This is a genomic window from Microbacterium sp. Leaf159 (assembly GCF_001423615.1).
Classification (GTDB): Bacteria; Actinomycetota; Actinomycetes; order Actinomycetales; family Microbacteriaceae; genus Microbacterium.
In genome coordinates this window covers 101,449-123,776 of sequence record NZ_LMOU01000001.1, presented here as the reverse complement: position 1 = coordinate 123,776, position 22,328 = coordinate 101,449, and the positions used below count along the sequence as shown (strand labels likewise).

Genomic DNA, 22,328 nt, shown 5'->3' with positions numbered 1-22,328 from the left:
CTACGAGGGGCCACGGACATTGGCTCCGTGAGGGCTCACAGGAAGGCCCTCACAGTCGCCGCCGCCCACCTGCCTGGCGCCGATTCGCCATCACGAGCAGCAGCACCGCGAGCGCGACGACCGCGCCGCCGCCGGCGACGACAGCCCACGGCGCTGTGCCCTCGGCTCCGTCGACGCCGAGCATGACGGCGATCGTCAGCGGCTGGGCGATCGCCTGCACCAGGACGAAGCGGATGGCAGTCGGGCGCAGCGCGGCGAGCACGACCCGTGAGCCGCGAGGGATCACGAGGGTCAGCGACGTCAGGACGTGGATCACGTGCACGACGAGCACTGCGAGCATCGCCCGACCGAGGTCGGGCTCCGAGAGCAGCATCCCGATCACGATGCACGCGACCCCGCCCCACGCGCGGCGAAGGTCTGCGGGAACACCGCGGCGGTCACCCCCAGGATCACGGCCACCCATTGCCACCCTACGAGGGGGTTGAGCACGACCGCCCCGACCGCGACGACGGCGATCAACACGACCCGCACCACGATCCAGGAGACGGCGGCCGGCGTCTGCAACGTGTCGTTCGGCGCTCTCATCGCCTGGCCCTCGCGATCTCGCGCAGCGCGGAGGACGGATCGTCCGCCCACGTCACCACGTCGACGCCCGCACCGTGCAGGTCGGCGAACACGTTCTCCCTCTCCGCCAGCACCGTACGCAGGCCGATGAGCTGAGGGCGGGTGAGGCGCGAGTGATCGAGCCGCGGCAGGACGTCGATCGCGACGACGCGGTGGCCGCTCGCCCGCCACATCAGCGCGGTCTGCGCGGCGGCCCCCTGGAAGAACGTGGACAGCACGAGGACGACCGAGCCGTGCGGGACATGAGGGGTCCTGCGGAAGGCCGCGTCGTCGCGAGCCTGCCCCGTCGCCGCGATCGCCGCTTCGAGGCGTGCGAGATGACGAGAGCCTCCGCCGCTGCGCAGCGAACGCCCGCCATGCACGAGGACGTGCAGAGCGACGCGGTCGCCGGCATGGATGGCGGCGCCGGCGAGCCCGCGCGCGGCCTCACGGGCGTTGTCGAGCGACGTCACGCCGCTGCGCTCGAAGTCCCCGCTCCCCCACGACGCGACCACCTCTCCGAGGTCCTCCGAGGTGTCCATCGCGATCACCACGGACGCATCGCTCAGGGTGTGGGTCCGGCGCACGAGCAGATCGCCCGGTCGCCGTGCCATCCGCGCCGTCGCACGCCAGTCGACTCGACGCAGCTCGTCTCCGGGCGCGAACGCATGGATGTCCCGGAAGTCGCCGCCCTGGCCGGGGCGGCGCCCCTCGTGCGAGCCGTGCAGACCGGTCAAGCGCCTCGGCAGTGGCAGCATCCCGACGGTGCGGGGCGTGGGAGCGACCTGTCGTCTGCTCCTGACGATCTCGGACGGCTCCGAGAGCACAGCCCCGTCGAGCGCGACGCCGCGCGCCGAGACCTGCACCGGGAGGGAGGGGCCCGAATGGAGCACACGGCTCCGTGCGAGGACCGTGGCCCCGGAACCGGGAACCATCGCGCGTCGGCTCCTGCGCTCGGATTGCACGACGAACAGCTCGACCATCTCTGCGTCGCTCTCGACCGAGATCTCAGTGAGCAGTTCGCCGTCGGCGCTCGGGAGCGAAGCGACACTCGGATCGACCGCGACGCCTGAGGTTCCACGTCCCAGAGCGAGAGCGCTCCACAGCGCGACGGGGAGCCCCATGGCGACGACATCCGGACGCGAGAACAGCAGTCCGATGACCGCGAGAACGATCGCGCCGGCGATGGCGACGGCCAGTGCCGGACTCCAGCGACCATGCATCGATGGTCTCGTCACACGCGCTCCTTCACTGTCGGAGGAACGGGCACCTGACCCACGACGGCTCGCACGACGTCGGCGGCCGATGCGCCCTGCGCCCAGGCCTGCGGCGTCAGCGTGAGGCGATGGGCGAGCACGGGCACGGCGATCCGCTTGATGTCATCCGGTCGCACGAAATCGCGACCGTCCAGCGCAGCCAGGGCGCGACCGAGCAGCAGCAGGCCGAGCGAGCCGCGCGGGGAGGCCCCGACCTCGACGTTCGGCGCCGTCCGTGTCGCGCGGGCGATCTCGACGCAGTAGCGTGCGATGTCGTCGTCGACATGGATGGCCTCGACCACAGCCTGGAGCTCGACGAGACGCTCCGCATCGATGACGGCGGCGACGTGCGTGGCTTCCTGCCGTCGGGTCATGCGGTTCTGCAGGATCTGCGCCTCACCCGACACATCCGGATATCCGACCGAGAGCCTGACCAGGAACCTGTCGAGCTGCGCCTCAGGAAGCGCGTAGGTGCCCTCGTACTCGATGGGGTTCGACGTGGCGATCACATGGAAGGGCGCGGGCAGGGGGAAGCTGTTGCCCTCGACGGTGACCTGCCGCTCGGCCATCGCCTCGAGCATCGCGGACTGCGTCTTCGGGGTCGTGCGGTTGATCTCGTCGGCCAGGAGGAGACCGGTGAAGATCGGTCCCGGTCGGAAGACGAAGTCCGAGGAGTCGGGCGCATACACGTAAGACCCGGTGACATCACCCGGGAGCATGTCCGGGGTGCACTGGAGCCGGCGGAACGAGAGCCCCAGCGCCGAGGCGAGGCTGCGTGCCGCGAGGGTCTTGCCGAGCCCTGGCACGTCTTCGAAGAGCACGTGCCCCCCGGCCAGGATCGAGGCGAGCGCGATCTCGAGCGGGTCGTCCATCCCGACGACGACGGTGCGCACGGCGGCGAGGATTCGAGCTCCGGCCTCGGCGATCTCGGTGGATGTTGTCATGTCATCTCCTGTGTCTCGGGAACAGCGACGCGCGGCCGGTGGATATGGGCGGTGCGTCCGGTGCCGTCGTGATCCCTGCGGACGGCCCAAGGCTGAGAGTGTCGATCACGTCGAGTGCTCGCTCGATGTCGACGATGGTGGTCCCCGGTCCTTCCAGGCGAGCCCAGAGATCGGGGCCGATCAGCGCGGAGACCAGAGACCTTTTCGCGGGGTCCGCCGGGTCTGCTCCGCGGCGCTGGAGGCGCTGCCGGAGTGCTTCCCGCACGCGGCGCGTGATCTGCGCACCGGCGAGCCCCGTGTGCGTGTTCAGCGCCCACGCCATGCGGGATATCTCCGTCGGCCGTCGATCGGGCTCCACGGGTATATGCGGGGCGTCGACGCCGGGTTCGAGCGGCACCGCGAGTTGCGCGAGAAGCGCGAGCGCGACCACGACAAGACTCCACCCGATCACGAAAGGCCAGGTGAACCCGAAACCGGTGAGCCCCAGTGCGGCGATCACTCCGGCAGCCGCGGCAGTGACGGTGCGCCCCCACCTCATCGCCATACCTCTTCGATCCGTCGGAGCGCAGCGCGCGCGGCGTGCCGCTCCGACTCGGTGGCTTCGTGGGCGCCGAAGCGCACCCGCTCGAACAGGGTCAGCAGCTCCGAGGCGTCGTCCTCGATCCCGGAGCGCCGCGTGATGACCCTGAGCGCGAACTCCCCCGGCGTCTCGCTCGCAGCGCGTGTGACCCCCGCATCCGCCGCACTCTCTTCGAGACCGACCCACGCGGCGATGACGGCGTCTGTGGGCAGCGCGCGTTCGTCGATGGCCTGCAGCGCACCGGCGATGCCGCGCCTGATGGCTTCGACCACCACCTCAGGTTCGGGAACCGCGGCCACCTCAGCGACATCTGCAGCGACCTCGGCCCCGTCGCGCCGCTCCGTGGGCCTGTTTCGCCAGGCGCGGAGCAGCGCTCGGACGATGATCACGAGGAGCGCGATGACGCCTGCGACCACGAGGAGCATGAGGATCACTGCGAACACCTGCACCACCGCGGCGCTCGTGGGGTCGATCTCGACCTCTTCCGGAAGCCCCGTCGCGCCGGGCGCAGTCGTGGGAGCCGGCGGCTCCGACGCCGGCGGCACGGGCTCCGACGGACGGAATGTCGGCGCTCCCTGGATCGCGGCGGCGATCATCACGATGAGGAAGAGTGCGGCGACGACGCTCACGAGTCCGAGCCGACGAACACCCCGACGCGCATCGGTTGTCGGGCGGTCACTCGGCATGCCCACACCCTATGACGCGGTCACTCCGGGGTCGGGCGGCGACCCGCGAAAGCCGACAACCCGTCGCGCAGGGTCGCGATCTGCTCGAGATCCATACCCACCGCCGCCATGACCTGACGAGGAACGTCGAGCGCGCGCTCGCGGAGCGCACGTCCGGCATCCGTGAGGGTGATGTCGAGGCGGCGCTCGTCCTCCGAGCTGCGCTGCCGGGCGACCAGCCCGTCGGCCTCGAGGCGCTTGACCAGCGGCGACGCGGTGGCCGGCTCGAGAGCGAGATCAGCGGCGAGATCGTTGAGCTGGCGTGGAGCGCGCTCCCACAACGCGAGCATCACGAGGTACTGCGGATGCGTGAGCCCGAGCGGCTCCAGGATCGGCCGGTAGATCGCGACGACGTTGCGCGCGGCGGTCACCAGGGCGAAGCAGAGCTGGTTGTCCAGCCGGAGCAGATCATCCGTAGCGGTCACGGCTCGACTATACAACGGCACTAATAGTTAGTACACTAACCAACATGGCACGCTCCAGTGATCGCCCTCCTCTTCGCTCGCGCATCCGCGAGGCAGGTGGCCTCTATTCCTGGATCAACTCGAATCTGATTCGGTTCGCCGGCCCGGCGTCGGTCGGACCCTACGAGAAGACGCCTCCCCCGAGCGCTGCCGAGAGAGCGGAACGGGCGTGCCCGCTCTGCGGGGCCCCGATGAGCGAGCACGAGATCGATCGCTCAGGCCCGAAGACGCTCGTCCACTGCCCCTGAAAATCGAGCCGTCAGTCGTCGCGGGCTGCATCCTCGCGCGCGACGTCGAGCCAGAACGCCAGGTCGTCATCGCCGACCAGCGCTCCTGGCGACACATCGAGCCAACCGGTTCCCATCGTCCGGGGTCCCATGACCGCCGTCTCGACGCCCGGTCTGGTGATCAGCGCCGCGCCGTGCTCTTCGTCCACTCGAACGAGGAGCACACCACCGCTGCGGGCTCCGACCAGGATGTGCCCGTCGAGTAGGAAGACGCGAGTGCCGAACATCCGCTTCTCCTCGACCTCTCCGTCGAGGGTCAGCAGCGCGCGCACGCGGTCGGCGAGCTCTTCACCTGACGCATCCATCGTCGTCGCCTCCTGGGACTCAGGCGTGCCCGGCCTTCTCCATGGCACGCAGCTCCTTCTTCATGTCCTGCACCTCGTCGCGCAGCCGCCCGGCGAGCTCGAACTTGAGCTCGGCCGCAGCCGCGAGCATCTGGTCGGACAGGTCCTGGATGACGGCTTCGAGCTGCTGAGCGCCCTCGGCAGCGATTCCCGTACGACGCAGGTTCGGTGTCGGCGACTTGCCCTTGCCGGTCGCACGCCCGCGCCATGACATCATCTCGGCGGTGTCCGCGCCCTCTCGAGCGAGAACCTCGGTGATGTCGGCGATCCGCTTGCGCAGCGGCTGGGGGTCGATGCCGTGCTCGAGGTTGTATGCCACCTGCTTCTCACGACGACGGTCGGTCTCCTCGATGGCCTTGGCCATCGAGTCGGTGATCTTGTCGGCATACATGTGCACTTCACCCGACACGTTTCGCGCCGCGCGGCCGATCGTCTGGATCAGCGACGTGCCGGAGCGCAGGAAGCCCTCTTTGTCGGCATCGAGGATCGCGACCAGCGACACCTCGGGCAGGTCGAGGCCTTCGCGGAGCAGGTTGATGCCGACGAGCACGTCGTAGACGCCGGCCCGCAGCTCGCTGAGCAGCTCGACACGACGGAGCGTGTCGACATCGGAGTGGAGGTAGCGCACCCGCACACCGTGCTCTCCGAGGAAGTCGGTGAGCTCTTCGGACATCTTCTTCGTGAGCGTCGTGACGAGCACGCGCTCATCACGACCCACGCGAACCCGGATCTCTTCGAGGAGATCGTCGATCTGCCCCTTGGACGGCTTCACGATGATGTGCGGATCGACGAGGCCGGTCGGACGGATGATCTGCTCGACCACACCGTCGGCGATGCCCATCTCGTACTTGCCGGGGGTCGCAGACAGGTACACCGTCTGACCGATGCGGTTCTTGAACTCGTCCCAACGCAGCGGGCGGTTGTCCATCGCGCTCGGCAGACGGAATCCGTGCTCCACGAGGGTGCGCTTGCGCGAGGCATCGCCTTCGTACATGGCACCGATCTGCGGCACCGTGACGTGGGACTCGTCGATCACGAGCATGAAGTCGTCGGGGAAGAAGTCGAGCAGCGTGTGCGGCGGCTCGCCGGGCTGACGGCCATCCATGTGCCGGGAGTAGTTCTCGATCCCGGAGCAGAAGCCCAGCTGCTGCAGCATCTCGAGGTCGAACGTGGTGCGCATCCGCAGACGCTGCGCCTCGAGCAGCTTGCCCTGACGCTCGAACTCCTTGAGCCGCTCTTCCAGCTCGTGCTCGATCGTGCCGATGGAGCGCTGGATCACGTCGGTTCCCGCCACATAGTGCGAAGCGGGGAAGATCGGCACCGCATCGAGCTTCTCGATGACCTCGCCGGTGAGCGGATGCAGGGAGTACAGCGCCTCGATCTCGTCGCCGAACAACTCGATGCGGATCGCGTGCTCCTCGTACACAGGGATGATCTCGATCGTGTCGCCGCGTACGCGGAAGTTGCCGCGCGAGAAGTCGACGTCGTTGCGGTTGTACTGCATCGCGATGAACTGGCGGATGAGCGCATCCCTGTCGTATCTCTCCCCCACCTGGAGGGCGACCATGGCGCGAAGGTACTCTTCAGGCGCACCGAGACCGTAGATGCAGGAGACGGTGGAGACGACGATCACGTCGCGGCGGCTGAGCAGCGAGTTCGTGGTCGAGTGACGCAGACGCTCGACCTCGGAGTTGATCGACGAGTCCTTCTCGATGAAGGTATCGGTCTGCGGGACGTATGCCTCGGGCTGGTAGTAGTCGTAGTACGAGACGAAGTACTCGACCGCGTTGTTGGGCATCAGCTCGCGGAACTCGTTGGCGAGCTGAGCGGCGAGCGTCTTGTTGTGCGCGAGCACGAGCGTCGGGCGCTGCACCTGCTCGACAAGCCACGCAGTCGTGGCCGACTTGCCGGTACCCGTCGCACCGAGCAGCACGATGTCGGTCTCGCCGGCATTGATGCGGGACGCCAGCTCGGCGATGGCCTTCGGCTGGTCGCCGGCAGGCTCGTACTCGCTGATGACCTCGAAAGGACGGACACTGCGCGTGGGTTGCATACCTCCAGCGTATGCCGGGCCACCGACACCGGGGTCGCGCGTCCGTCAGCAGCGAACGGAGAGCTGCTCAGTCCGCCCCCGGTGGCTGGTCCTCGCTCAGGAGGAACGGGTGCCCGGCGATGCGCGCAGCTTCACGACTGCCGAGCCTGCAGCGAGGCCGCACATGGCGAGGACCGCGACGATGAACCACACCCAGTCCACCTGGCCGAACACGATGCCGAGCGCCCAGCCGAACAGGCTCGATCCCGCGTAGTAGCCGAAGTAGTACAGCGAGGATGCCTGTGCTCTGCTGTCGGGCCCCGCCGCCACCGGCGCCCACCCCGAAGCCACGGCGTGCGCACCGAAGAAGCCTCCGGTGAAGAGAAGCAGCCCGATCAGCACGATCGGAGTGGTCTGAGCGAGCATCGCGGCCGCACCCGCGGCCATCACGGCGATCGCGCCCAGCAGGACCGGGTATCGCCCGAAGCGAGAGGCCAGAGAGCCTGCCCACGGAGACGATACGGTGCCGGCGAGGTAGGCGAGGAAGAGCAACGTCACCACCCAGCCCGGCAGGGCGAAGGGCGGCTCGGCGAGGTGGAACCCGAGGTAGTTGTAGACGGCGACGAATGCTCCCATGAGCAGGAAGCCCTGGGCGTACAAAGCGAGCTGACGACCCGAGCGCAGCGGCGCCAGCAGGCGAGCGAGCATCCCCGGTCCGGCGTCGTCCCGGAATCGTCCGGGTACGAATCCCTGCGCCTTCGGCGTCAACCACAGGAACAGCACGGCCGCCACCGCGCACAGCCCCGCGACCGTCCACATGCCCTCCCGCCACCCCGTCTGCTCGCCGACGATGCCGGACACGATCCGGCCGACGAGCCCACCCACCGTCGTTCCCGCGATGTAGCTGCCCGCTGCGGCGGCGGCGTTTCGCGGGCTGACCTCTTCACTCAGGTACGCGAGCGCGACCGCAGGGACAGCCCCGAGAGCGACTCCCTCGAGCAGGCGCAGCGTCAGGAGCATCTCCATCCCCGCGCTGAGCGGGGCCAGGAGCCCCAGTACCGTCGCCGCGAGCACGCCGATCGCCATCGCCTGCACCCGCCCGATGCGGTCGGCCACCATCGACCAGGGGATGACGGCGGCCGCCAGCCCGAGCGTCGCCGCCGACACGCTGAGCGCGGCGCTCGCCGGCGAGATCCCGAGAGCTGTGGACAGCTGCGGCAGTACGGCCTGGGGCGAATAGAGCTGCGCGAAGGTCGCGATGCCCGCGAAGAACAGACCGACGATCAGGCGTCGGTATACGGGCGATCCGGGGGCGTGACCGGTGAAGGTCACGACGTGCTGATCCGCTCCCAGAGATCATCCGTCTGTGCGAGCGTCTGCTCCAGCGATCCGGACGTGTCGATGACCACGTCGGCGATCGCCAGGCGGCGCTCATCCGAGACCTGCGCGTCGATTCGCTCCTGCGCGGCACGCTCCGCCATCCCGCGGATCTCCACGAGCCGACGCCTGCGCTCGTCGACGGGCGCGTGCGCGACGACGATCAGGTCCCACGGATCGTCGACCCGCGCTTCGACCAAGAGCGGCACGTCGTACACGACGACCGTCTCGGGGTCAGCCGACATCGCCTCGTCGAACCGGCGCTGGGACTCGGCGCGGACCGCAGGGTGCACGATCGCGTTCAGCTGCGCCAGGTGATCGGCATCCCCGAAGACCTTCGCGCCGAGGGCGGCACGATCGAGCGAGCCGTCGGCGGCGATGACCTCTGCCCCGAACGTCTCGGCGATGGCTGCGAGCACCGGAGTCCCCGGTGCCTGCACGTCGCGGACGATCTGATCGGCATCGACGACGACTGCTCCCCTCTCCGCCAGTCGTCGTGCGATGGTCGACTTCCCGGAGGCGATGCCGCCGGTGAGCGCGATGAGAGCCATGCGGCCAGTCTAGGCTTCGACCCGGCCGTGCTCAGCGTCCGAGAAGCTGACGCCGGGAGCTGATGACGCCCGTGTCGAACCCGGCGAGGTGCAGTCCGCCGTGGAACCGCGCGTGCTCGATCTTGATGCAGCGATCCATCACCACGGCGAGCCCTGCGTCCTCGGCGAGGGCGGCCGCCTCCTCGTTCCACGACCCCAGCTGCAGCCACAGCGTCTGCGCGCCGAGGTCGATCGCCTCCTGCGCGACGCCGGGAAGATCCTCGTGCCGACGGAACACGTCGACGATGTCGGGGACGACGGGGAGGTCGGAGAGCGACGCATAGACGGGCTGTCCGAGGATGGACGACTCACGCGGATTCACGAGGTAGACGTCGTACGCGGTGCTCGAGAGCAGATAGGTGGCGACGAAGTACGACGCGCGGGCCGGGTTGTTCGATGCGCCGACGATCGCGACGGACTTCGCACGTCGGAGGATGCCGAAGCGCTCCTGCTGGCTCGGCCCTTCCCATGTGCGCTCAGGGTGCAGCGGGGCCGCTCCGGGAAGCGCGCATGCTGCAGCATCCTGAGGCGCGGGGAGAGCACAGGCGTCTGCCCCCGCCATGTTCGTGTCGCTCATCGGTTCGCTCCCGTCGCCGTGCTGAGTGCCTGGTCCAGGTCCCAGATGATGTCGTCCGCGTCCTCGAGGCCGACCGAGATCCGGATGAGGTCGGGGCGCACTCCGGCGGCCACGAGCTGCGATTCCGTGAGCTGTCGATGGGTGGTGGATGCCGGGTGGATGACGAGCGTGCGCGCGTCACCGATGTTCGCGAGGTGCGATGCCAGCTGCAGGTTCTCGATCAGTGTCTCCCCCGCCGCGCGACCGTCTTCGGCCTTCACTCCGAACGCGAACACCGACCCCGGCCCGAGCGGCAGGTACTTCGCGGCGCGCTCATGATGCGGATGGCCCTCGAGCCCGGCCCAGGTCACGTATTCCACGCGGGGGTCGGACGCCAGCCAGTCCGCGACGATGCGTGCGTTGGCGAGATGTGCGTCGATGCGTTGCGGAAGCGTCTCGACGCCCTGCAAGAGGTTGAAGGCGGACTGCGGGCTCAGCGCCGGCCCGATGTCGCGCAGCTGCTCGGTGCGGAGCTTGGTGAGGAACCCGTACTCGCCGAAGTTGTCCCACCACTTGATCCCTCCGTACGACTCGACGGGCTCCGTCATCTGCGGGAAGCGCCCGTTGCCCCAGTCGAACGTGCCCTTCTCGATCACGACGCCTCCGAGCGTCGTCCCGTGACCGCCGAGGAACTTCGTCACCGAATGGATGACGATGTCGGCGCCGTGCTCGAGCGGCCGCGCGAGGTACGGAGTGGCCAGTGTCGCGTCGACGACGAGCGGCACACCGGCGGCATGTGCGACCTCCGCGAGGCCTTCGATGTCGGCGATCTCACCCGACGGGTTGCCGATCATCTCGACGTAGACGACCTTGGTCTCGGGCCGGATCGCCGCCGCGTAGTCGGCCGGATCCGTGGAGGCGACGAACGTGGTCGCGACGCCGAAACGGCGCAGCGTCACGTCCAGCTGGGTCACGGTGCCGCCGTAGAGCTGCGCCGAGGCGACGACGTGGTCGCCCGCTCCGACGAGCGCGGCGAACGTGATGAACTCGGCGCTCATGCCCGATGCGGTCGCGACGGCGCCGATCCCGCCCTCGAGCGATGCCAGTCGTTCCTCGAGCGCGGCGACGGTGGGGTTGCCGATGCGCGAGTAGATGTTGCCGTACTTCTGCAGCGCGAAGAGGTTGCCGGCATCCGTCGCATCCTCGAACACGAACGATGTCGTCTGGTAGATCGGCACGGCGCGGGCACCCGTCGCGGCATCCGGTGTACCTCCGGCATGGAGAGCCCTCGTGCGAAACCCGAAGCGGTGTTCTTCCGTCATTGCGTCCTCAGTTCGGTGGTCTCGAGCACGGCGGCGATGTCGTCGACGGCCCACGGGTTCTGCAGAGATGTCGTGTCCCCGAGCGGGGCGGGTGCGCGCCCTGCGCGCCGGTCCTGCTCGGCCTCCCACAGCTGTGCGAGCAGTCGTCGCATGATCTTGCCGGAGCGGGTCTTGGGCAGATCCGGGACCACGACGATGTGCTTCGGCTTGGCGACGGGTCCGATCGCCGTGGCCACCTGTGCTCGCAGCTGCGAGGTCGAGACCTCTGCACGTCCTGACGCGGTGACGAACGCGATGACGGCCTGCCCGGTGACGGGGTCGGCGACGCCTGCGGTGCCTGCCTCCCCCACCGTGTCGTGCGCCACGAGCGCCGACTCGATCTCGATCGTCGAGAGCCTGTGGCCGGACACGTTCACGACGTCGTCGAGGCGGCCGAGGATCCAGATGTAGCCGTCGGCATCGCGCGTCGCCCCATCACCGGCGACGTAGTATCCACCGTGCTCGCCGTGACCGGCGTAGGCCGACCAGTACGCATCACGGTATCGCTGCGGGTTGCCCCACACGGTCCGCGCCATCCCCGGCCACGGACGCCGCACCACGAGCGTTCCGGATCTTCCTGGCGCGACCTCATCGCCGTTCGTGTCGACCACGGTCGCGTCGATACCGGGCAGCGGCACGGATGCGGAACCGGGCTTGAGTGTCGTCACTCCCGGCAGCGGCGCGATCATCGCCGCCCCGGTCTCGGACTGCCACCAGGTGTCGACCACCGGGAGCTCGTCGCGACCGAAGTTGCGGCGGAACCAGATCCAGGCTTCCGGGTTGATCGCCTCCCCGACCGTCCCGAGCAGACGCAGAGTCGACAGGTCGTGCCCCTGCGGCAGCTCTGCGCCGAACCAGGTCATGAACGTGCGGACGAGCGTGGGCGCTGTGTAGTACACGGTCACGCCGTAGCGCTCGATGATCTCGAGGTGCCGCTCGCGGTTCGGTGTGTCCGGCGTCCCCTCGTAGATGACCTGCGTCAGGCCGTTCGAGAGAGGACCGTAGATCTCGTACGTGTGGGCGGTCACCCAGGCGAGATCCGCCGTGCACCAGTGCACGTCGTCGGGTTTCGCGTCGAAATGCGCCCAGTGCGCCCAACTCGCCTGCGTGAGGTACCCGCCGGATGTGTGGACGAGCCCCTTCGGCTTCCCCGTGGTGCCCGACGTGTAGATGATGAAGAGCGGATGCTCGGCATCGAACGCCTGGGGCTCATGCCGGGACGAGGCGGTGTCGACGACGTCGTGCCACCAGACGTCGCGTCCCTCGGTCCAGGGGACATCCTGCCCGGTGCGCCGGAGCACGAGGACGTGCTCGAGGTCGGGCAGGCCCTCGGCCGCGATGTCGGCCGTCGATTTGACCTCGGTGGCGCTGCCCCGGCGGAACTGTCCGTCGCTCGTCACCAGCAGCTTGGCTCCTGTGTCGGCGAGCCGGAACCGCACCGCCTCGGCGGAGAACCCGCCGAACACCAGTGAGTGCACGGCTCCGACGCGCGCGCAGGCGAGGGTGATCACGACCGTCTCGATCAGCACCGGGAGGTAGATGACGACACGGTCGCCCGGTCGGATGCCGAGTGCGATGAGCGCGTTGGCCGCGCGCGACACCCTGTCCTGAAGGTCGGAGTACGTCACGGCGATGCGGTCGCCCGGCTCGCCCTCGAAGTGCAGCGCGACCTTGTCACCGCGGCCGGCCTCGACGTGGCGGTCGACGCAGTTGTAGGCGACGTTGAGCCGTCCGCCGACGAACCAGCGTGCGGCGGGAACGGCATCGCCCGCGGGCGGATCCCATTCGTGAGCCGTGTGCCAGGACTCGGCCCAGTCGAGCCGCTCGGCAGCCTGCTCCCAGAAGAGGGTCGGATCCAATGCCGCCCGCGCGTACGCCTCGGCGGTCACGTTCGCCGTCGCGGCGAAGCCGTCGGGCGCCGGGTATGTGCGGGTCTCGTGCAGACGTGCTTCCGTCACTCTCACACCCACCGTCGGAGCAGATACTTCTCGACCAGCACGAGAAGGGCGTTGGTGATCGTGCCCAGAAGCGCGAGCAGGACGATCGACAGGATGATCCTGTCGACGCGTCCGCTGTTCTGCGAGTCCGTGAGCAGGAACCCGAGTCCCATCGACGAGGCGATCAGCTCGGCGGCGACGAGGAACAGCCAGGCCTGCGCGAGTGCGAGCCGGAGGCCTGCGACCACAGACGGCACGACGGCGGGCAACTGCACGGTGCGGAACAGCGACCAGCCGCGGAGACTGAAGGAGCGTCCTGCCTCGACGAGCTGGGGATCGACGTGTCGGAGCGCCGACGCGACGGTCGTGTAGACCGGGAAGAACGCACCGATGGCGATCAGCGTGACCTTGGACTCCTCCCCGATCTGCATCCAGAGGATCAGGAGCGGCACCCAGGCCAGAGACGGGACCGCACGGACCGCCGAGAGCGTGGGACTGAGCAGCACGTCGCCGATCCTCGAGAGCCCGACGATCCCCGCGATCGCGAGTCCGATCACGGATCCGATCGCGAAGCCGAGCAGCACACGCTGCACCGAGATCGCGATGTGTGTCCAGAGCAGACCCCGCTCGGCCAGTTCAACGCCGGCGGCGAAGACGGACGCCGGGGACGGGAGGAGGTAGGGAGCGACGAGTCCGGTGGTCGTCACGACCTGCCAGGCGATGATGATGAGGGCGGGCAGCAGGAATCCGCCGATGACGCGCACCACCGGACGGTCCCAGGCATGCCGCGCGCCCACCTCGGCGTGCCGGCGGACGCCGCGAGCGGCGTCGAGCGCCTCCCGTGCGTCCGCGGGTACCACCACGCGCTGGTCGGGAAGGCTCACTCGCCCCCGACCGCCTTCTCTGCGAAGGTGGCGTTGACGATCGAGTCCAGCGCCTTGTCGACCGAGTCCTTGCCGCCCTGGACATCACCGGAGTCGACGAGCACAGGAGCGATCTTCTCGAGCACCGCGACCTGGTCGTCTCCCGGGATGCCGCTCACGTCGAGGTTCGAGCGCTCGGTGATGACGGTCTTCGCGACCTCGATGTCGATGCCCGCGACCTCGGCCAGCAGCGCGGCCGTCTCGTCGGGGTTCTCGAGGGCCCACTCGCGCGCCTGCTCGTAGGCGTCGACGACCGCCTGCGCGAGGTCCGCGTGGTTCTCGATGAAGTCCTCGGTGGCGTTCAGGAATCCGTAGGTGTTGAAGTCGACGTTGCGGTAGATGAGCTGGTCGCCCGACTCCACCTCGGCCGCGGCCATGATCGGGTCGAGGCCCGCCCAGGCGTCGACCGAGCCGCCGTCGAGCGCTGCGCGTCCGTCAGCGTGCTGGAGGTTCTGCACCTCGACGTCGTCGACCGAGAGGCCGGCTTCCTCGAGGGATTGCAGCAGGAAGAAGTAAGGGTCCGTGCCCTTGGTCGCGGCGACGGATTTGCCCGCGAGGTCCTCGACCGAGGTGATGTCACTGTCGGGGCCGACGACGATCGCCGACCACTCGGGCTGCGAGAAGATGTCGATGACCTGAATGGGCGAGCCGTTCGCACGGGCGAGGAGCGCGGCGGAGCCGGCCGTCGATCCCACGTCGATCGACCCGGAGCGCAGCAGCTCGTTCGCCTTGTTGGAGCCGGCGGACTGCACCCACTCGACGTCGACGTCGTCGCCCAGGATGTCCTCGAGGATTCCCTGGTCACGGATCACGAGGCTCAGCGGGTTGTAGGTGGCGAAGTCGATCGACAGCGTGTCGGACGACCATTCGTCGGTCGCGGCGGCATCGTCCTTCGACGTGTCGGAGGCTGTGGCGTTCTCTCCGGCGACGCAGCCGGACGCGACGAGCATCATCGTCCCGGCGATGGCGATCGCGGGGATGATTCGGCGGGTGATGGTGCTCATCGGGTCTCCTCGGTGGCGGTGCTGTGGTGGGTGTCGACGCCGAGTCCTTCGAGGAGCTCGGCGCGAAGGTCCGCGAGGCCGCGATCGGCGCGGTCGCGGGGGCGGATGCCGGGGACCGTGATCGTGCGCGCGATGGAGGGCGCGTCCGTCTCGGCGTCGCCGACCAGCGTGCGCAGCAGCAGCACGCGGTCGGCCAGGTAGAGGGCCTCTTCGACGTCATGGGTGACCAGGAGGACGGTGGTGGGCTCTGCGGCGTGGATCTTCAGGAGGAGATCGTGCATCCGCAGTCGCGTGAGGGCGTCGAGCGCGCCGAAGGGCTCGTCCAGGAGGAGGACCCCGGGGTTGCGGGCGAGCGCGCGGGCGAGCGAGGCGCGCTGCGCCATTCCGCCCGACACCTCACGCGGACGCTGGTCTGCCGCCTGCTCGAGACCGACGAGTTCGAGCAGCTCGCGCACGCGTTCGCGGCCTTCGCGTCGCGCGGTGCCGCGAGGAAGTCCCAGCTCGACGTTCTGCGCGATGGTCCGCCACGGCAGGAGTCGGGGCTCCTGGAAGGCGATCGCGGTGCGCTCGTCGACGTCGGCGACCCCGGAGTCATCGAGCAGGATGCTGCCGCTCGTCGGCGCATCCAATCCACCGACCAGACGCAGGAGAGTGGACTTGCCGCATCCGGAGGGTCCGACGATCGCGACGATCTCACCGGCTGCGACCTCGACGTCGACCCCGCGGAGGACGTCACGCCGACCGCGAGCGACGGGGAAGCTCCTCTCCACCCCGTGCAGGCGCACGGGCTGGGCGGTGCCGGCGATCGCCGGGCCGCGTGCCGTGGACGGCGCGGAGAGCAGAGAGGTCATACCCCCATGCTGTCCAACCCGCTGAAATGTGACGAATGCGGACGTAATGTTCGGTCACGTAGCCTCCGCGCCTCCGGAACACGGGTGGATACGCGGAACGGGCCGCCATCCCGAAGGATGACGGCCCGTTCCAGAGCGTGATGCTTAAGCGTTGCCGCCCGACAGCTTCTCGCGGAGAGCCGCGAGAGCCTCGTCGTCAGCGAGCGTGCCCGCGCCTGCGGCCTCGCTCGAGAAGACCTGGCCACCGAAGTCGTCGCCAGCGGCCGCCTCGGCCTCGGCTGCCTTGGCAACCTGAGCCTTGTGAGCCTCCCAGCGAGCCTGGGCTGCAGCGTACTCCTTCTCCCATGCCTCGCGCTGGGTGTCGAAGCCGTCCTTCCACGCACCGGTCTCGGGGTCGAAGCCCTCCGGGTACTTGTACTCGCCGGCCTCGTCGTACTCGGCGAGCATGCCGTAGAGCGCCGGGTCGAACTCGGTGCCGTTGACGTCGACAGCCTCGTTCGCCTGCTTCAGCGAGAGCGAGATGCGGCGACGCTCGAGGTCGATGTCGATGACCTTGACGAAGACCTCTTCGCCGACCGACACGACCTGCTCGGCCAGCTCGACGTGCTTGCTGGAGAGCTCGGAGATGTGGACGAGGCCCTCGATGCCGTCTGCGACGCGCACGAACGCACCGAACGGAACGAGCTTGGTGACCTTACCCGGCGTGACCTGACCGATCGCGTGGGTACGGGCGAAGACCTGCCACGGGTCCTCCTGCGTCGCCTTCAGCGACAGGGAGACGCGCTCGCGGTCGAGGTCGACCTCGAGGATCTCGACGGTGACCTCCTGGCCCACCTCGACGACCTCGGAGGCGTGCTCGATGTGCTTCCAGGACAGCTCGGAGACGTGCACGAGGCCGTCCACGCCGCCCAGGTCGACGAACGCACCGAAGTTGACGATCGACGACACGACACCCTTGCGGACCTGACCCTTGTGCAGGTTGTTCAGGAACGTGGTGCGCGACTCCGACTGCGTCTGCTCGAGCAGCGCGCGGCGGCTGAGCACGACGTTGTTGCGGTTCTTGTCGAGCTCGAGGATCTTGGCCTCGATCTCCTGGCCGAGGTACGGCGTGAGGTCGCGGACGCGGCGCAGCTCGATGAGCGAAGCCGGGAGGAAGCCACGGAGGCCGATGTCGACGATGAGTCCACCCTTGACGACCTCGATGACCGTACCGGTGACGACTCCGTCGTTCTCCTTGATCTTCTCGACGTCTCCCCAGGCACGCTCGTACTGAGCACGCTTCTTGGAGAGGATCAGACGGCCTTCCTTGTCCTCCTTCTGGAGAACCAGGGCCTCGACCTCGTCGCCGACCTTGACGACCTCGTTGGGGTCGACGTCGTGCTTGATCGAGAGCTCGCGCGAGGGGATGACACCCTCGGTCTTGTATCCGACATCGAGCAGGACCTCATCGCGGTCGATCTTGACGATCGTTCCTTCGATGATGTCGCCGTCGTTGAAGAACTTCAGGGTCTTCTCGACCGCGGCCAGGAAGTCCTCAGCAGATCCGATGTCGTTGATGGCGACCTGCTTGGTGGCCGGGGCGGTCGTTGCGGTAGTCATGTAGTGGGTTGTCCTTGTGAATGGAGACTCGGGCTGAAGGCTCCGGCCGCGCACGGCCGATCACGAGCTCTGCAGCGATTGATTTGGTTTCTGTCCCCCGGGCACGCATATGCACGCCACGAGTGACAATCAAGGCTATCAGATCTCGAGGCTGCGTGAAGGATGCAATACCACGCGCGGCCCGCACGCTGACAGACTGTCGGCATGCCCCGCGCCGACAAGCTTCTTCTGCTCGACACCGCCAGTCTCTACTTCCGCGCCTTCTACGGCGTTCCCGACAAGGTGACTGCGCCGGACGGCTCCCCGATCAACGCGGCTCGCGGCCTGCTCGACATCATCGCGAAGCTCATCACCCTCTACGAGCCGACGCACGTGGTCGCCTGCTGGGATGACGACTGGCGGCCGCAGTGGAGGGTGGATCTGATCCCGAGCTACAAGTCGCACCGAGTCGTCGAGGTGGTGGCTGCGGGTCCCGACGTCGAAGAGGTGCCCGACCCGCTCGAGGCCCAGATCCCGCTGATCCGTGAGACTCTCGGCCTTCTCGGCATCCCCATCATCGGTGTCGCCGAGCACGAGGCGGACGACGTCATCGGCACTCTCGCCACGCACGCGACGATGCCCGTCGACATCGTCACGGGCGACCGCGACCTGTTCCAGCTCGTCGACGACGCGAGGGACGTCCGCGTCATCTATACGGCACGCGGCATGAGCAACCTCGAGATCGTGACGGATGCCGTGGTCGTGGCCAAATACGGTGTGCTCCCCGGGCAGTATGCCGACTTCGCCACCATGCGGGGCGACGCATCCGACGGACTGCCGGGCGTCGCAGGCGTCGGAGAGAAGACCGCCGCGACCCTGCTGCAGTCCCATGGGGATCTCGTCGGGATCCGCGCGGCAGCAGAAGCCGGAGAGGGGATGAGCGCTGGAGTCCGGGCGAAGATCCTCGCCGCGACCGCGTACCTGGACGTCGCCCCGACGGTCGTCGCCGTGGCACCCGATCTTGACATCGTGGCGCCGGCCGAGGCGCTGCGGCCGCTCGACCCGGCCGAGGCGGATGCCGCGACGGCGCTCGCGGAGAAGTGGAACCTCGGATCCTCGATGGCCCGCGCCGTCGCGGCGGTGGCGACCGTAGAGGGCTGAGTCAGTTCGCCCAGGCGAGCAGTCGATCGAGCCCCCAGGTCGTGATGATGCGGGAGGCGGGCACTCCGGCCCGTTCTGCGCGCTCTGCGCCGTGGTCGAGCAGCGAGAGCTGACCCGGCGCGTGCGCATCGGAGTCGATCGAGAAGAGGCACCCAGCGTCGAGGGCGATCGCGATCAGCTCGTCAGGCGGGTCCTGACGCTCGGGCCGGGAGTTGATCTCGACCGCGACGCCGTTCTCGGCGCAGGCCGAGAAGACGGCGCGGGCATCGAACTGCGACTCCGGCCTCGTGCCGCGTTCCCCCTGCACGAGGCGGCCGGTGCAATGACCGAGCACGTTGACTCGAGGGTGCGACACGGCAGCGATCATCCGTGCCGTCATCGGCCTCGCGTCCATGCGCAGCTTCGAATGGACGGATGCGACGACGATGTCGAGCTCGCCGAGCAGCGAGTCCTCCTGGTCGAGGGCGCCGTCCTCGAGGATGTCGACCTCGATACCCGCGAGCAGGGTGAACCCGTCTCCCGACTCCGCCCGCACGAGGGGGATCTGTTCGCGGAGCCTCTCGGCGGAGAGCCCACGGGCCACCCGGAGGCGCGGCGAATGATCGGTGATCGCCTGATACTCGTGCCCGAGCGCCCGCGCGGCCGCAGCCATGACGGGGATGGGGGTCGTGCCGTCGGACCACTCCGTGTGCGCGTGCAGGTCGCCACGGAGCCTGGCGCGCAGTTGCGACACCTTCTCGGGCTCGACATCTCCACGCAGCTCGACGAGATAGTCCGGGACCTCTCCGGCCTGCGCCTGCCGGATGACGCCGAAGGTCGACTCCCCTATGCCCTTGGCGGCTCGCAGCCGGGTGGGGTCCTCACGGACGTCCTCGGGCAGCTGCTGCAGAGTCGCCGCCGCCTGGCGGAACGCCTTCGCCCGATAGCGCGAAGCCCGTTCGCGCTCCAGCAGAGACGCGATCTCGAGCAGTGCGGCGACGGGGTCCATATGTCTTCCCTAGGCGGAGGCGAGCTCTCGGCTCACGCTGATCCACTCGTCCAGCTTCGCGATGGCCCGGCCGTCGTCCACCGCGGTCGCCGCTCGCTCGTATCCCTCGCGCAGGCGCTCCAGGATCGGACGCTGGACCTGCGCGGCATCCTGCGACAGCTCGAACGCGACGATCCCTGCCGCGGCGTTCAGCAGCACGATGTCGCGCACCGCGCCCTTCTCGCCGTCGAGCGTCCTGCGCAGGATCTCCGCATTGTGGTCGGGAGTTCCGCCGATCAGATCGGCGAGGTCGGCGACGGGAATGCCGAGGTCGCGCGGATCGAGGTCGTGCTCGTGGATGTCGCCCCGGGTGACCTCCCAGATGCGACTGTGGCCCGTGGTGGTCAGCTCGTCCAGGCCGTCGTCACCGCGGAACACCAGCGCGGTCGCGCCGCGGGTGCGGAACACACCGGTGATGAGCGGGACGCGCTCGAGCTGCGCCACGCCGACGGCGTTGGCCTCGGCTCGGGCGGGGTTGCAGAGCGGGCCGAGCATGTTGAACACCGTCGGCACCCCGAGCTCTGCGCGAACCGCACCCGCGTGCTTGAAGCCCGGGTGGAAAGCGCCGGCCCAGGCGAAGGTGATGCCGGTGCGATCGAGGATCGATGACACCGCCGCCGGGTCGAGGGTGAGTTCGAGTCCGAGAGCGCTCAGTACATCCGATGATCCGGAGGCAGAGCTCGCTGCTCGGTTGCCGTGCTTCACGACGGGCACGCCGGTGGCGCCGATGATGACCGCTGCGGTCGTCGAGACATTGACCGTGCCGACCCGGTCGCCGCCGGTGCCGACGATGTCGAGGACGTTCGGCGACACAGGAAGCGGAACGGCCGCCTCGAGGATAGCGTCGCGGAACCCGACGATCTCATCGATCGTCTCTCCCTTGGCTCGCAATGCCACGAGGAAGCCTGCGAGCTGCGCCTCGGTCACGTCGCCGCGCATGATCTGGCGCATGGCCCAGGTGGACTCCCAGACGCTGAGGTCGCGGCGCTCCAGAAGAGTGGTGAGCACGTCGGACCAGGTCAGGGAATCAGCCATGTGTGCGATCCTATCGGCGCCGGGAAAACGTGCAGACTCTTCCGCACGGCGACTCTCGCCCGCGGCACCCCCCGTTTCCCGCGGATTCACCGAGGATTCGCAGCGTTTTCTTAGGGTTGCCTAAGTCGCACGACAGCGAATCGGGGCCCTCCGGTGCGAGAATCACGCCCGAGGATCGGCCATAATGGAAGGGTGACGACCTCAGCGACGTATGCCCCGGCGGCAAGAACGATCAAGCGCCCCAACCCGGTAGCTGTCGGCACCATTGTGTGGCTCGGCAGTGAGGTGATGTTCTTCGCGGGACTCTTCGCGATCTACTTCACTCTCCGCAGCACCTCACCGGAGCTCTGGGCCGACCGCACCGAACTGCTGAACGTCCCGTTCGCGTTCGTCAACACGGCGATCCTGGTGTTCTCCTCCTTCACGTGCCAGATGGGCGTGTTCGCGGCAGAGGACCTGCAGCCGTACCGCATCGCCAAGGGGCAGAAGAACCTCGCCGGCCGCCGTCGCCTCTTCGGCTGGGGCATGGTCGAGTGGTTCTTCCTCACCTTCGCACTCGGCGCGATCTTCGTGTCCGGTCAGGTGTGGGAGTACGCACAGCTCGTCGCTGAGGGCATGCCGATCAACGCCGACTCCTACGCATCCGCGTTCTACCTGACGACCGGCTTCCACGCCCTGCACGTCACCGGCGGTCTCATCGCGTTCCTCCTCGTCATCGGCCGCGCATACGCCGTCAAGAATTTCCGGCACAAGGAGGCGACGTCCTCGATCGTGGTGTCCTACTACTGGCACTTCGTCGACGTCGTCTGGATCGTGCTGTTCGTCGTTATCTACTTCCTGAAATAAGAGCGGAGCTGATCCCCGAGATGGCACGAGAGAAGAAGCGCCGTTCGAACGGCCGTCGCAGTCCCCTGGCTGCGGTGGCACTCATCGGAGCAGGCCTCATGATCACCGGCGCCGTGTACGCCGGAACATCCGCAGCCTTCGCTGCGACCGACACGCAGACCACCGCTGCCAGCACGCTGACCGTCGAAGACGGCGAGAAGCTGTTCACCGCGAACTGCGCCACCTGCCACGGTCTCGACCTGCAGGGAACCGCGAACGGCCCGAGCCTCTACGGCGTCGGTGAGCTCGCGACCGAGTTCCAGCTGTCCACCGGACGCATGCCCCTGCAGATGCAGGGACCGCAGGCCCCGCAGAAGACGCCGCAGTTCACGGAGGACCAGATCCTTGCGATCTCGTCGTTCGTCCAGGAGTCCGCTCCCGGCCCGACCTTCCCCGACGAGCATGTCCTCGACGGAGGCGGCGATGTCGCGAACGGCGCCGAGCTGTTCCGCGTCAACTGCGCCATGTGCCACAACGTGGCAGCAGCCGGTGGTGCACTCACCGAGGGCAAGTACGCCCCGGCTCTGACCGAGACCAGCGCGCTGCACATGTACGCGGCCATGGTCACCGGTCCCCAGAACATGCCCGTCTTCGGCGACATGAACCTGTCGGACGAAGACAAGCGCGACATCATCTCGGCTCTGCTCTACCAGCAGCAGTCCGTGCAGATCGGCGGATTCTCGCTCGGTTCGCTGGGTCCCGTCTCCGAGGGCCTGTTCGTCTGGATCTTCGGCATCGGCGCGCTCGTCGCCATCACCGTGTGGATCACGGCGAAGTCCAACTGACGCTTATTCATCGAAGAGGAACG

General features: G+C 68.3%; 24 protein-coding genes. 4 read left to right on the top strand and 20 right to left on the bottom strand.

The genetic code is table 11. The annotated features are described in order from the left end of the window. Positions 1–49: 49 nt before the first annotated feature. Genes ASF80_RS00595 through ASF80_RS00565 form a run of 7 tightly spaced genes read right to left on the bottom strand, consistent with a single transcriptional unit; the run spans position 50 to position 4,533 of the window. Positions 50–373 (bottom strand): hypothetical protein, encoded by a 324-nt coding sequence (locus tag ASF80_RS00595; protein ID WP_056307076.1) that lies wholly within the window; start codon positions 371–373, stop codon positions 50–52. A gap of 5 nt (positions 374–378) precedes the next feature. After that, a complete protein-coding gene (locus tag ASF80_RS00590) occupies positions 379–585 on the bottom strand; it encodes a hypothetical protein (RefSeq protein ID WP_056307074.1) in 207 nt (68 codons plus the stop codon). Next, positions 582–1,841 (bottom strand): DUF58 domain-containing protein, encoded by a 1,260-nt coding sequence (locus ASF80_RS00585; protein WP_235559842.1) that lies wholly within the window; start codon positions 1,839–1,841, stop codon positions 582–584. The genes ASF80_RS00590 and ASF80_RS00585 overlap by 4 nt, the downstream gene beginning before the upstream one ends. Then, positions 1,838–2,803 carry an AAA family ATPase gene (locus ASF80_RS00580; RefSeq protein ID WP_056307070.1) on the bottom strand — a complete coding sequence of 322 codons (966 nt, stop codon included), beginning with the start codon at positions 2,801–2,803 and terminating at the stop codon, positions 1,838–1,840. Before ASF80_RS00580 ends, ASF80_RS00585 begins: the two co-directional genes overlap by 4 nt. Position 2,804: 1 nt before the next feature. Then, positions 2,805–3,341, bottom strand: coding sequence for a hypothetical protein (locus ASF80_RS00575; protein WP_157520956.1), 537 nt, complete (start codon positions 3,339–3,341; stop codon positions 2,805–2,807). Continuing rightward, a complete protein-coding gene (locus ASF80_RS00570) occupies positions 3,338–4,069 on the bottom strand; it encodes a DUF4129 domain-containing protein (protein WP_082488133.1) in 732 nt (243 codons plus the stop codon). The genes ASF80_RS00575 and ASF80_RS00570 overlap by 4 nt, the downstream gene beginning before the upstream one ends. Positions 4,070–4,089: 20 nt before the next feature. Continuing rightward, on the bottom strand, positions 4,090–4,533 hold the full coding sequence (locus ASF80_RS00565; RefSeq protein WP_056307063.1) for a MarR family winged helix-turn-helix transcriptional regulator: 444 nt from the start codon (positions 4,531–4,533) through the stop codon (positions 4,090–4,092). 44 nt (positions 4,534–4,577) lie between these two features. On the opposite strand from ASF80_RS00565, the gene ASF80_RS19205 reads away from it, so the two are divergent. After that, positions 4,578–4,820, top strand: a complete 243-nt coding sequence (locus ASF80_RS19205) for a hypothetical protein (RefSeq protein WP_082488132.1) — start codon at positions 4,578–4,580, stop codon at positions 4,818–4,820. Positions 4,821–4,831: 11 nt separating this feature from the next. Here ASF80_RS19205 and ASF80_RS00560 read toward each other — a convergent pair whose 3' ends face one another. The 11 genes from ASF80_RS00560 to rpsA all read right to left on the bottom strand — a co-directional run bounded on the left by ASF80_RS00560 (position 4,832) and on the right by rpsA (position 17,433). Then, positions 4,832–5,164, bottom strand: coding sequence for a TfoX/Sxy family protein (locus tag ASF80_RS00560; protein ID WP_082488131.1), 333 nt, complete (start codon positions 5,162–5,164; stop codon positions 4,832–4,834). 19 nt (positions 5,165–5,183) lie between these two features. Beyond that, positions 5,184–7,256, bottom strand: coding sequence for an excinuclease ABC subunit UvrB (gene uvrB, locus ASF80_RS00555; RefSeq protein ID WP_056307061.1), 2,073 nt, complete (start codon positions 7,254–7,256; stop codon positions 5,184–5,186). A 96-nt stretch (positions 7,257–7,352) separates the two neighbouring features. Continuing rightward, complete coding sequence (locus tag ASF80_RS00550; protein WP_056307059.1) at positions 7,353–8,567, bottom strand: MFS transporter; 1,215 nt, start codon at positions 8,565–8,567, stop codon at positions 7,353–7,355. Then, the gene (gene coaE / locus ASF80_RS00545; RefSeq protein WP_056307057.1) at positions 8,564–9,163 is read right to left on the bottom strand and encodes a dephospho-CoA kinase; all 600 of its coding nucleotides are present in this window, start codon (positions 9,161–9,163) and stop codon (positions 8,564–8,566) included. Before coaE ends, ASF80_RS00550 begins: the two co-directional genes overlap by 4 nt. Positions 9,164–9,194: 31 nt before the next feature. Next, entirely contained in the window at positions 9,195–9,764 is a 570-nt protein-coding gene (locus ASF80_RS00540) for a CoA-binding protein (RefSeq protein WP_056311575.1), read from the bottom strand. A gap of 11 nt (positions 9,765–9,775) precedes the next feature. Continuing rightward, on the bottom strand, positions 9,776–11,080 hold the full coding sequence (locus ASF80_RS00535) for an O-acetylhomoserine aminocarboxypropyltransferase/cysteine synthase family protein (RefSeq protein WP_056307055.1): 1,305 nt from the start codon (positions 11,078–11,080) through the stop codon (positions 9,776–9,778). Continuing rightward, on the bottom strand, positions 11,077–13,077 hold the full coding sequence (gene acs / locus ASF80_RS00530) for an acetate--CoA ligase (protein WP_235559841.1): 2,001 nt from the start codon (positions 13,075–13,077) through the stop codon (positions 11,077–11,079). Before acs ends, ASF80_RS00535 begins: the two co-directional genes overlap by 4 nt. Positions 13,078–13,079: 2 nt before the next feature. Then, entirely contained in the window at positions 13,080–13,940 is an 861-nt protein-coding gene (locus tag ASF80_RS00525; RefSeq protein ID WP_056307051.1) for an ABC transporter permease, read from the bottom strand. Further along, positions 13,937–14,983: an aliphatic sulfonate ABC transporter substrate-binding protein gene (locus ASF80_RS00520; RefSeq protein WP_056307049.1), complete on the bottom strand. Its 1,047-nt coding sequence runs from the start codon at positions 14,981–14,983 to the stop codon at positions 13,937–13,939. The genes ASF80_RS00525 and ASF80_RS00520 overlap by 4 nt, the downstream gene beginning before the upstream one ends. Then, the gene (locus tag ASF80_RS00515) at positions 14,980–15,834 is read right to left on the bottom strand and encodes an ABC transporter ATP-binding protein (protein ID WP_056307047.1); all 855 of its coding nucleotides are present in this window, start codon (positions 15,832–15,834) and stop codon (positions 14,980–14,982) included. Before ASF80_RS00515 ends, ASF80_RS00520 begins: the two co-directional genes overlap by 4 nt. A 144-nt stretch (positions 15,835–15,978) precedes the next feature. Then, entirely contained in the window at positions 15,979–17,433 is a 1,455-nt protein-coding gene (gene rpsA / locus ASF80_RS00510) for a 30S ribosomal protein S1 (protein WP_056307045.1), read from the bottom strand. Positions 17,434–17,637: 204 nt separating this feature from the next. On the opposite strand from rpsA, the gene ASF80_RS00505 reads away from it, so the two are divergent. Next, positions 17,638–18,573, top strand: coding sequence for a 5'-3' exonuclease (locus ASF80_RS00505; protein ID WP_056307043.1), 936 nt, complete (start codon positions 17,638–17,640; stop codon positions 18,571–18,573). A 1-nt stretch (position 18,574) separates the two neighbouring features. On the opposite strand, the gene ASF80_RS00500 is transcribed toward ASF80_RS00505, so the two are convergent. Together ASF80_RS00500 and trpD are read right to left on the bottom strand one after the other, a co-directional pair. Further along, a complete protein-coding gene (locus ASF80_RS00500) occupies positions 18,575–19,561 on the bottom strand; it encodes a PHP domain-containing protein (protein ID WP_056307041.1) in 987 nt (328 codons plus the stop codon). Positions 19,562–19,570: 9 nt separating this feature from the next. Next, the gene (gene trpD, locus ASF80_RS00495) at positions 19,571–20,635 is read right to left on the bottom strand and encodes an anthranilate phosphoribosyltransferase (protein WP_056307039.1); all 1,065 of its coding nucleotides are present in this window, start codon (positions 20,633–20,635) and stop codon (positions 19,571–19,573) included. Positions 20,636–20,827: 192 nt separating this feature from the next. On the opposite strand from trpD, the gene ASF80_RS00490 reads away from it, so the two are divergent. Beyond that, a complete protein-coding gene (locus ASF80_RS00490; RefSeq protein WP_082478282.1) occupies positions 20,828–21,481 on the top strand; it encodes a heme-copper oxidase subunit III in 654 nt (217 codons plus the stop codon). A gap of 20 nt (positions 21,482–21,501) precedes the next feature. Continuing rightward, positions 21,502–22,305, top strand: coding sequence for a c-type cytochrome (locus ASF80_RS00485; RefSeq protein ID WP_056307037.1), 804 nt, complete (start codon positions 21,502–21,504; stop codon positions 22,303–22,305). Positions 22,306–22,328 lie beyond the last annotated feature (23 nt).

What these genes read in the sequence shown, in the direction of transcription:
- ASF80_RS00590 (WP_056307074.1), bottom strand. Translation starts at nt 585, where the DNA reads ATGAGAGCGCCGAACGACACGTTGCAGACGCCGGCCGCCGTCTCCTGG.
- ASF80_RS00570 (WP_082488133.1), bottom strand. Translation starts at nt 4,069, where the DNA reads ATGCCGAGTGACCGCCCGACAACCGATGCGCGTCGGGGTGTTCGTCGG.
- coaE (WP_056307057.1), bottom strand. Translation starts at nt 9,163, where the DNA reads ATGGCTCTCATCGCGCTCACCGGCGGCATCGCCTCCGGGAAGTCGACC.
- ASF80_RS19205 (WP_082488132.1), top strand. Translation starts at nt 4,578, where the DNA reads ATGGCACGCTCCAGTGATCGCCCTCCTCTTCGCTCGCGCATCCGCGAG.
- ASF80_RS00520 (WP_056307049.1), bottom strand. Translation starts at nt 14,983, where the DNA reads ATGAGCACCATCACCCGCCGAATCATCCCCGCGATCGCCATCGCCGGG.
- ASF80_RS00535 (WP_056307055.1), bottom strand. Translation starts at nt 11,080, where the DNA reads ATGACGGAAGAACACCGCTTCGGGTTTCGCACGAGGGCTCTCCATGCC.
- ASF80_RS00500 (WP_056307041.1), bottom strand. Translation starts at nt 19,561, where the DNA reads ATGGACCCCGTCGCCGCACTGCTCGAGATCGCGTCTCTGCTGGAGCGC.
- uvrB (WP_056307061.1), bottom strand. Translation starts at nt 7,256, where the DNA reads ATGCAACCCACGCGCAGTGTCCGTCCTTTCGAGGTCATCAGCGAGTAC.
- ASF80_RS00560 (WP_082488131.1), bottom strand. Translation starts at nt 5,164, where the DNA reads ATGGATGCGTCAGGTGAAGAGCTCGCCGACCGCGTGCGCGCGCTGCTG.
- trpD (WP_056307039.1), bottom strand. Translation starts at nt 20,635, where the DNA reads ATGGCTGATTCCCTGACCTGGTCCGACGTGCTCACCACTCTTCTGGAG.
- ASF80_RS00505 (WP_056307043.1), top strand. Translation starts at nt 17,638, where the DNA reads ATGCCCCGCGCCGACAAGCTTCTTCTGCTCGACACCGCCAGTCTCTAC.
- ASF80_RS00595 (WP_056307076.1), bottom strand. Translation starts at nt 373, where the DNA reads ATGCTGCTCTCGGAGCCCGACCTCGGTCGGGCGATGCTCGCAGTGCTC.
- rpsA (WP_056307045.1), bottom strand. Translation starts at nt 17,433, where the DNA reads ATGACTACCGCAACGACCGCCCCGGCCACCAAGCAGGTCGCCATCAAC.
- ASF80_RS00485 (WP_056307037.1), top strand. Translation starts at nt 21,502, where the DNA reads ATGGCACGAGAGAAGAAGCGCCGTTCGAACGGCCGTCGCAGTCCCCTG.
- ASF80_RS00575 (WP_157520956.1), bottom strand. Translation starts at nt 3,341, where the DNA reads ATGAGGTGGGGGCGCACCGTCACTGCCGCGGCTGCCGGAGTGATCGCC.
- ASF80_RS00580 (WP_056307070.1), bottom strand. Translation starts at nt 2,803, where the DNA reads ATGACAACATCCACCGAGATCGCCGAGGCCGGAGCTCGAATCCTCGCC.
- ASF80_RS00515 (WP_056307047.1), bottom strand. Translation starts at nt 15,834, where the DNA reads ATGACCTCTCTGCTCTCCGCGCCGTCCACGGCACGCGGCCCGGCGATC.
- ASF80_RS00540 (WP_056311575.1), bottom strand. Translation starts at nt 9,764, where the DNA reads ATGGCGGGGGCAGACGCCTGTGCTCTCCCCGCGCCTCAGGATGCTGCA.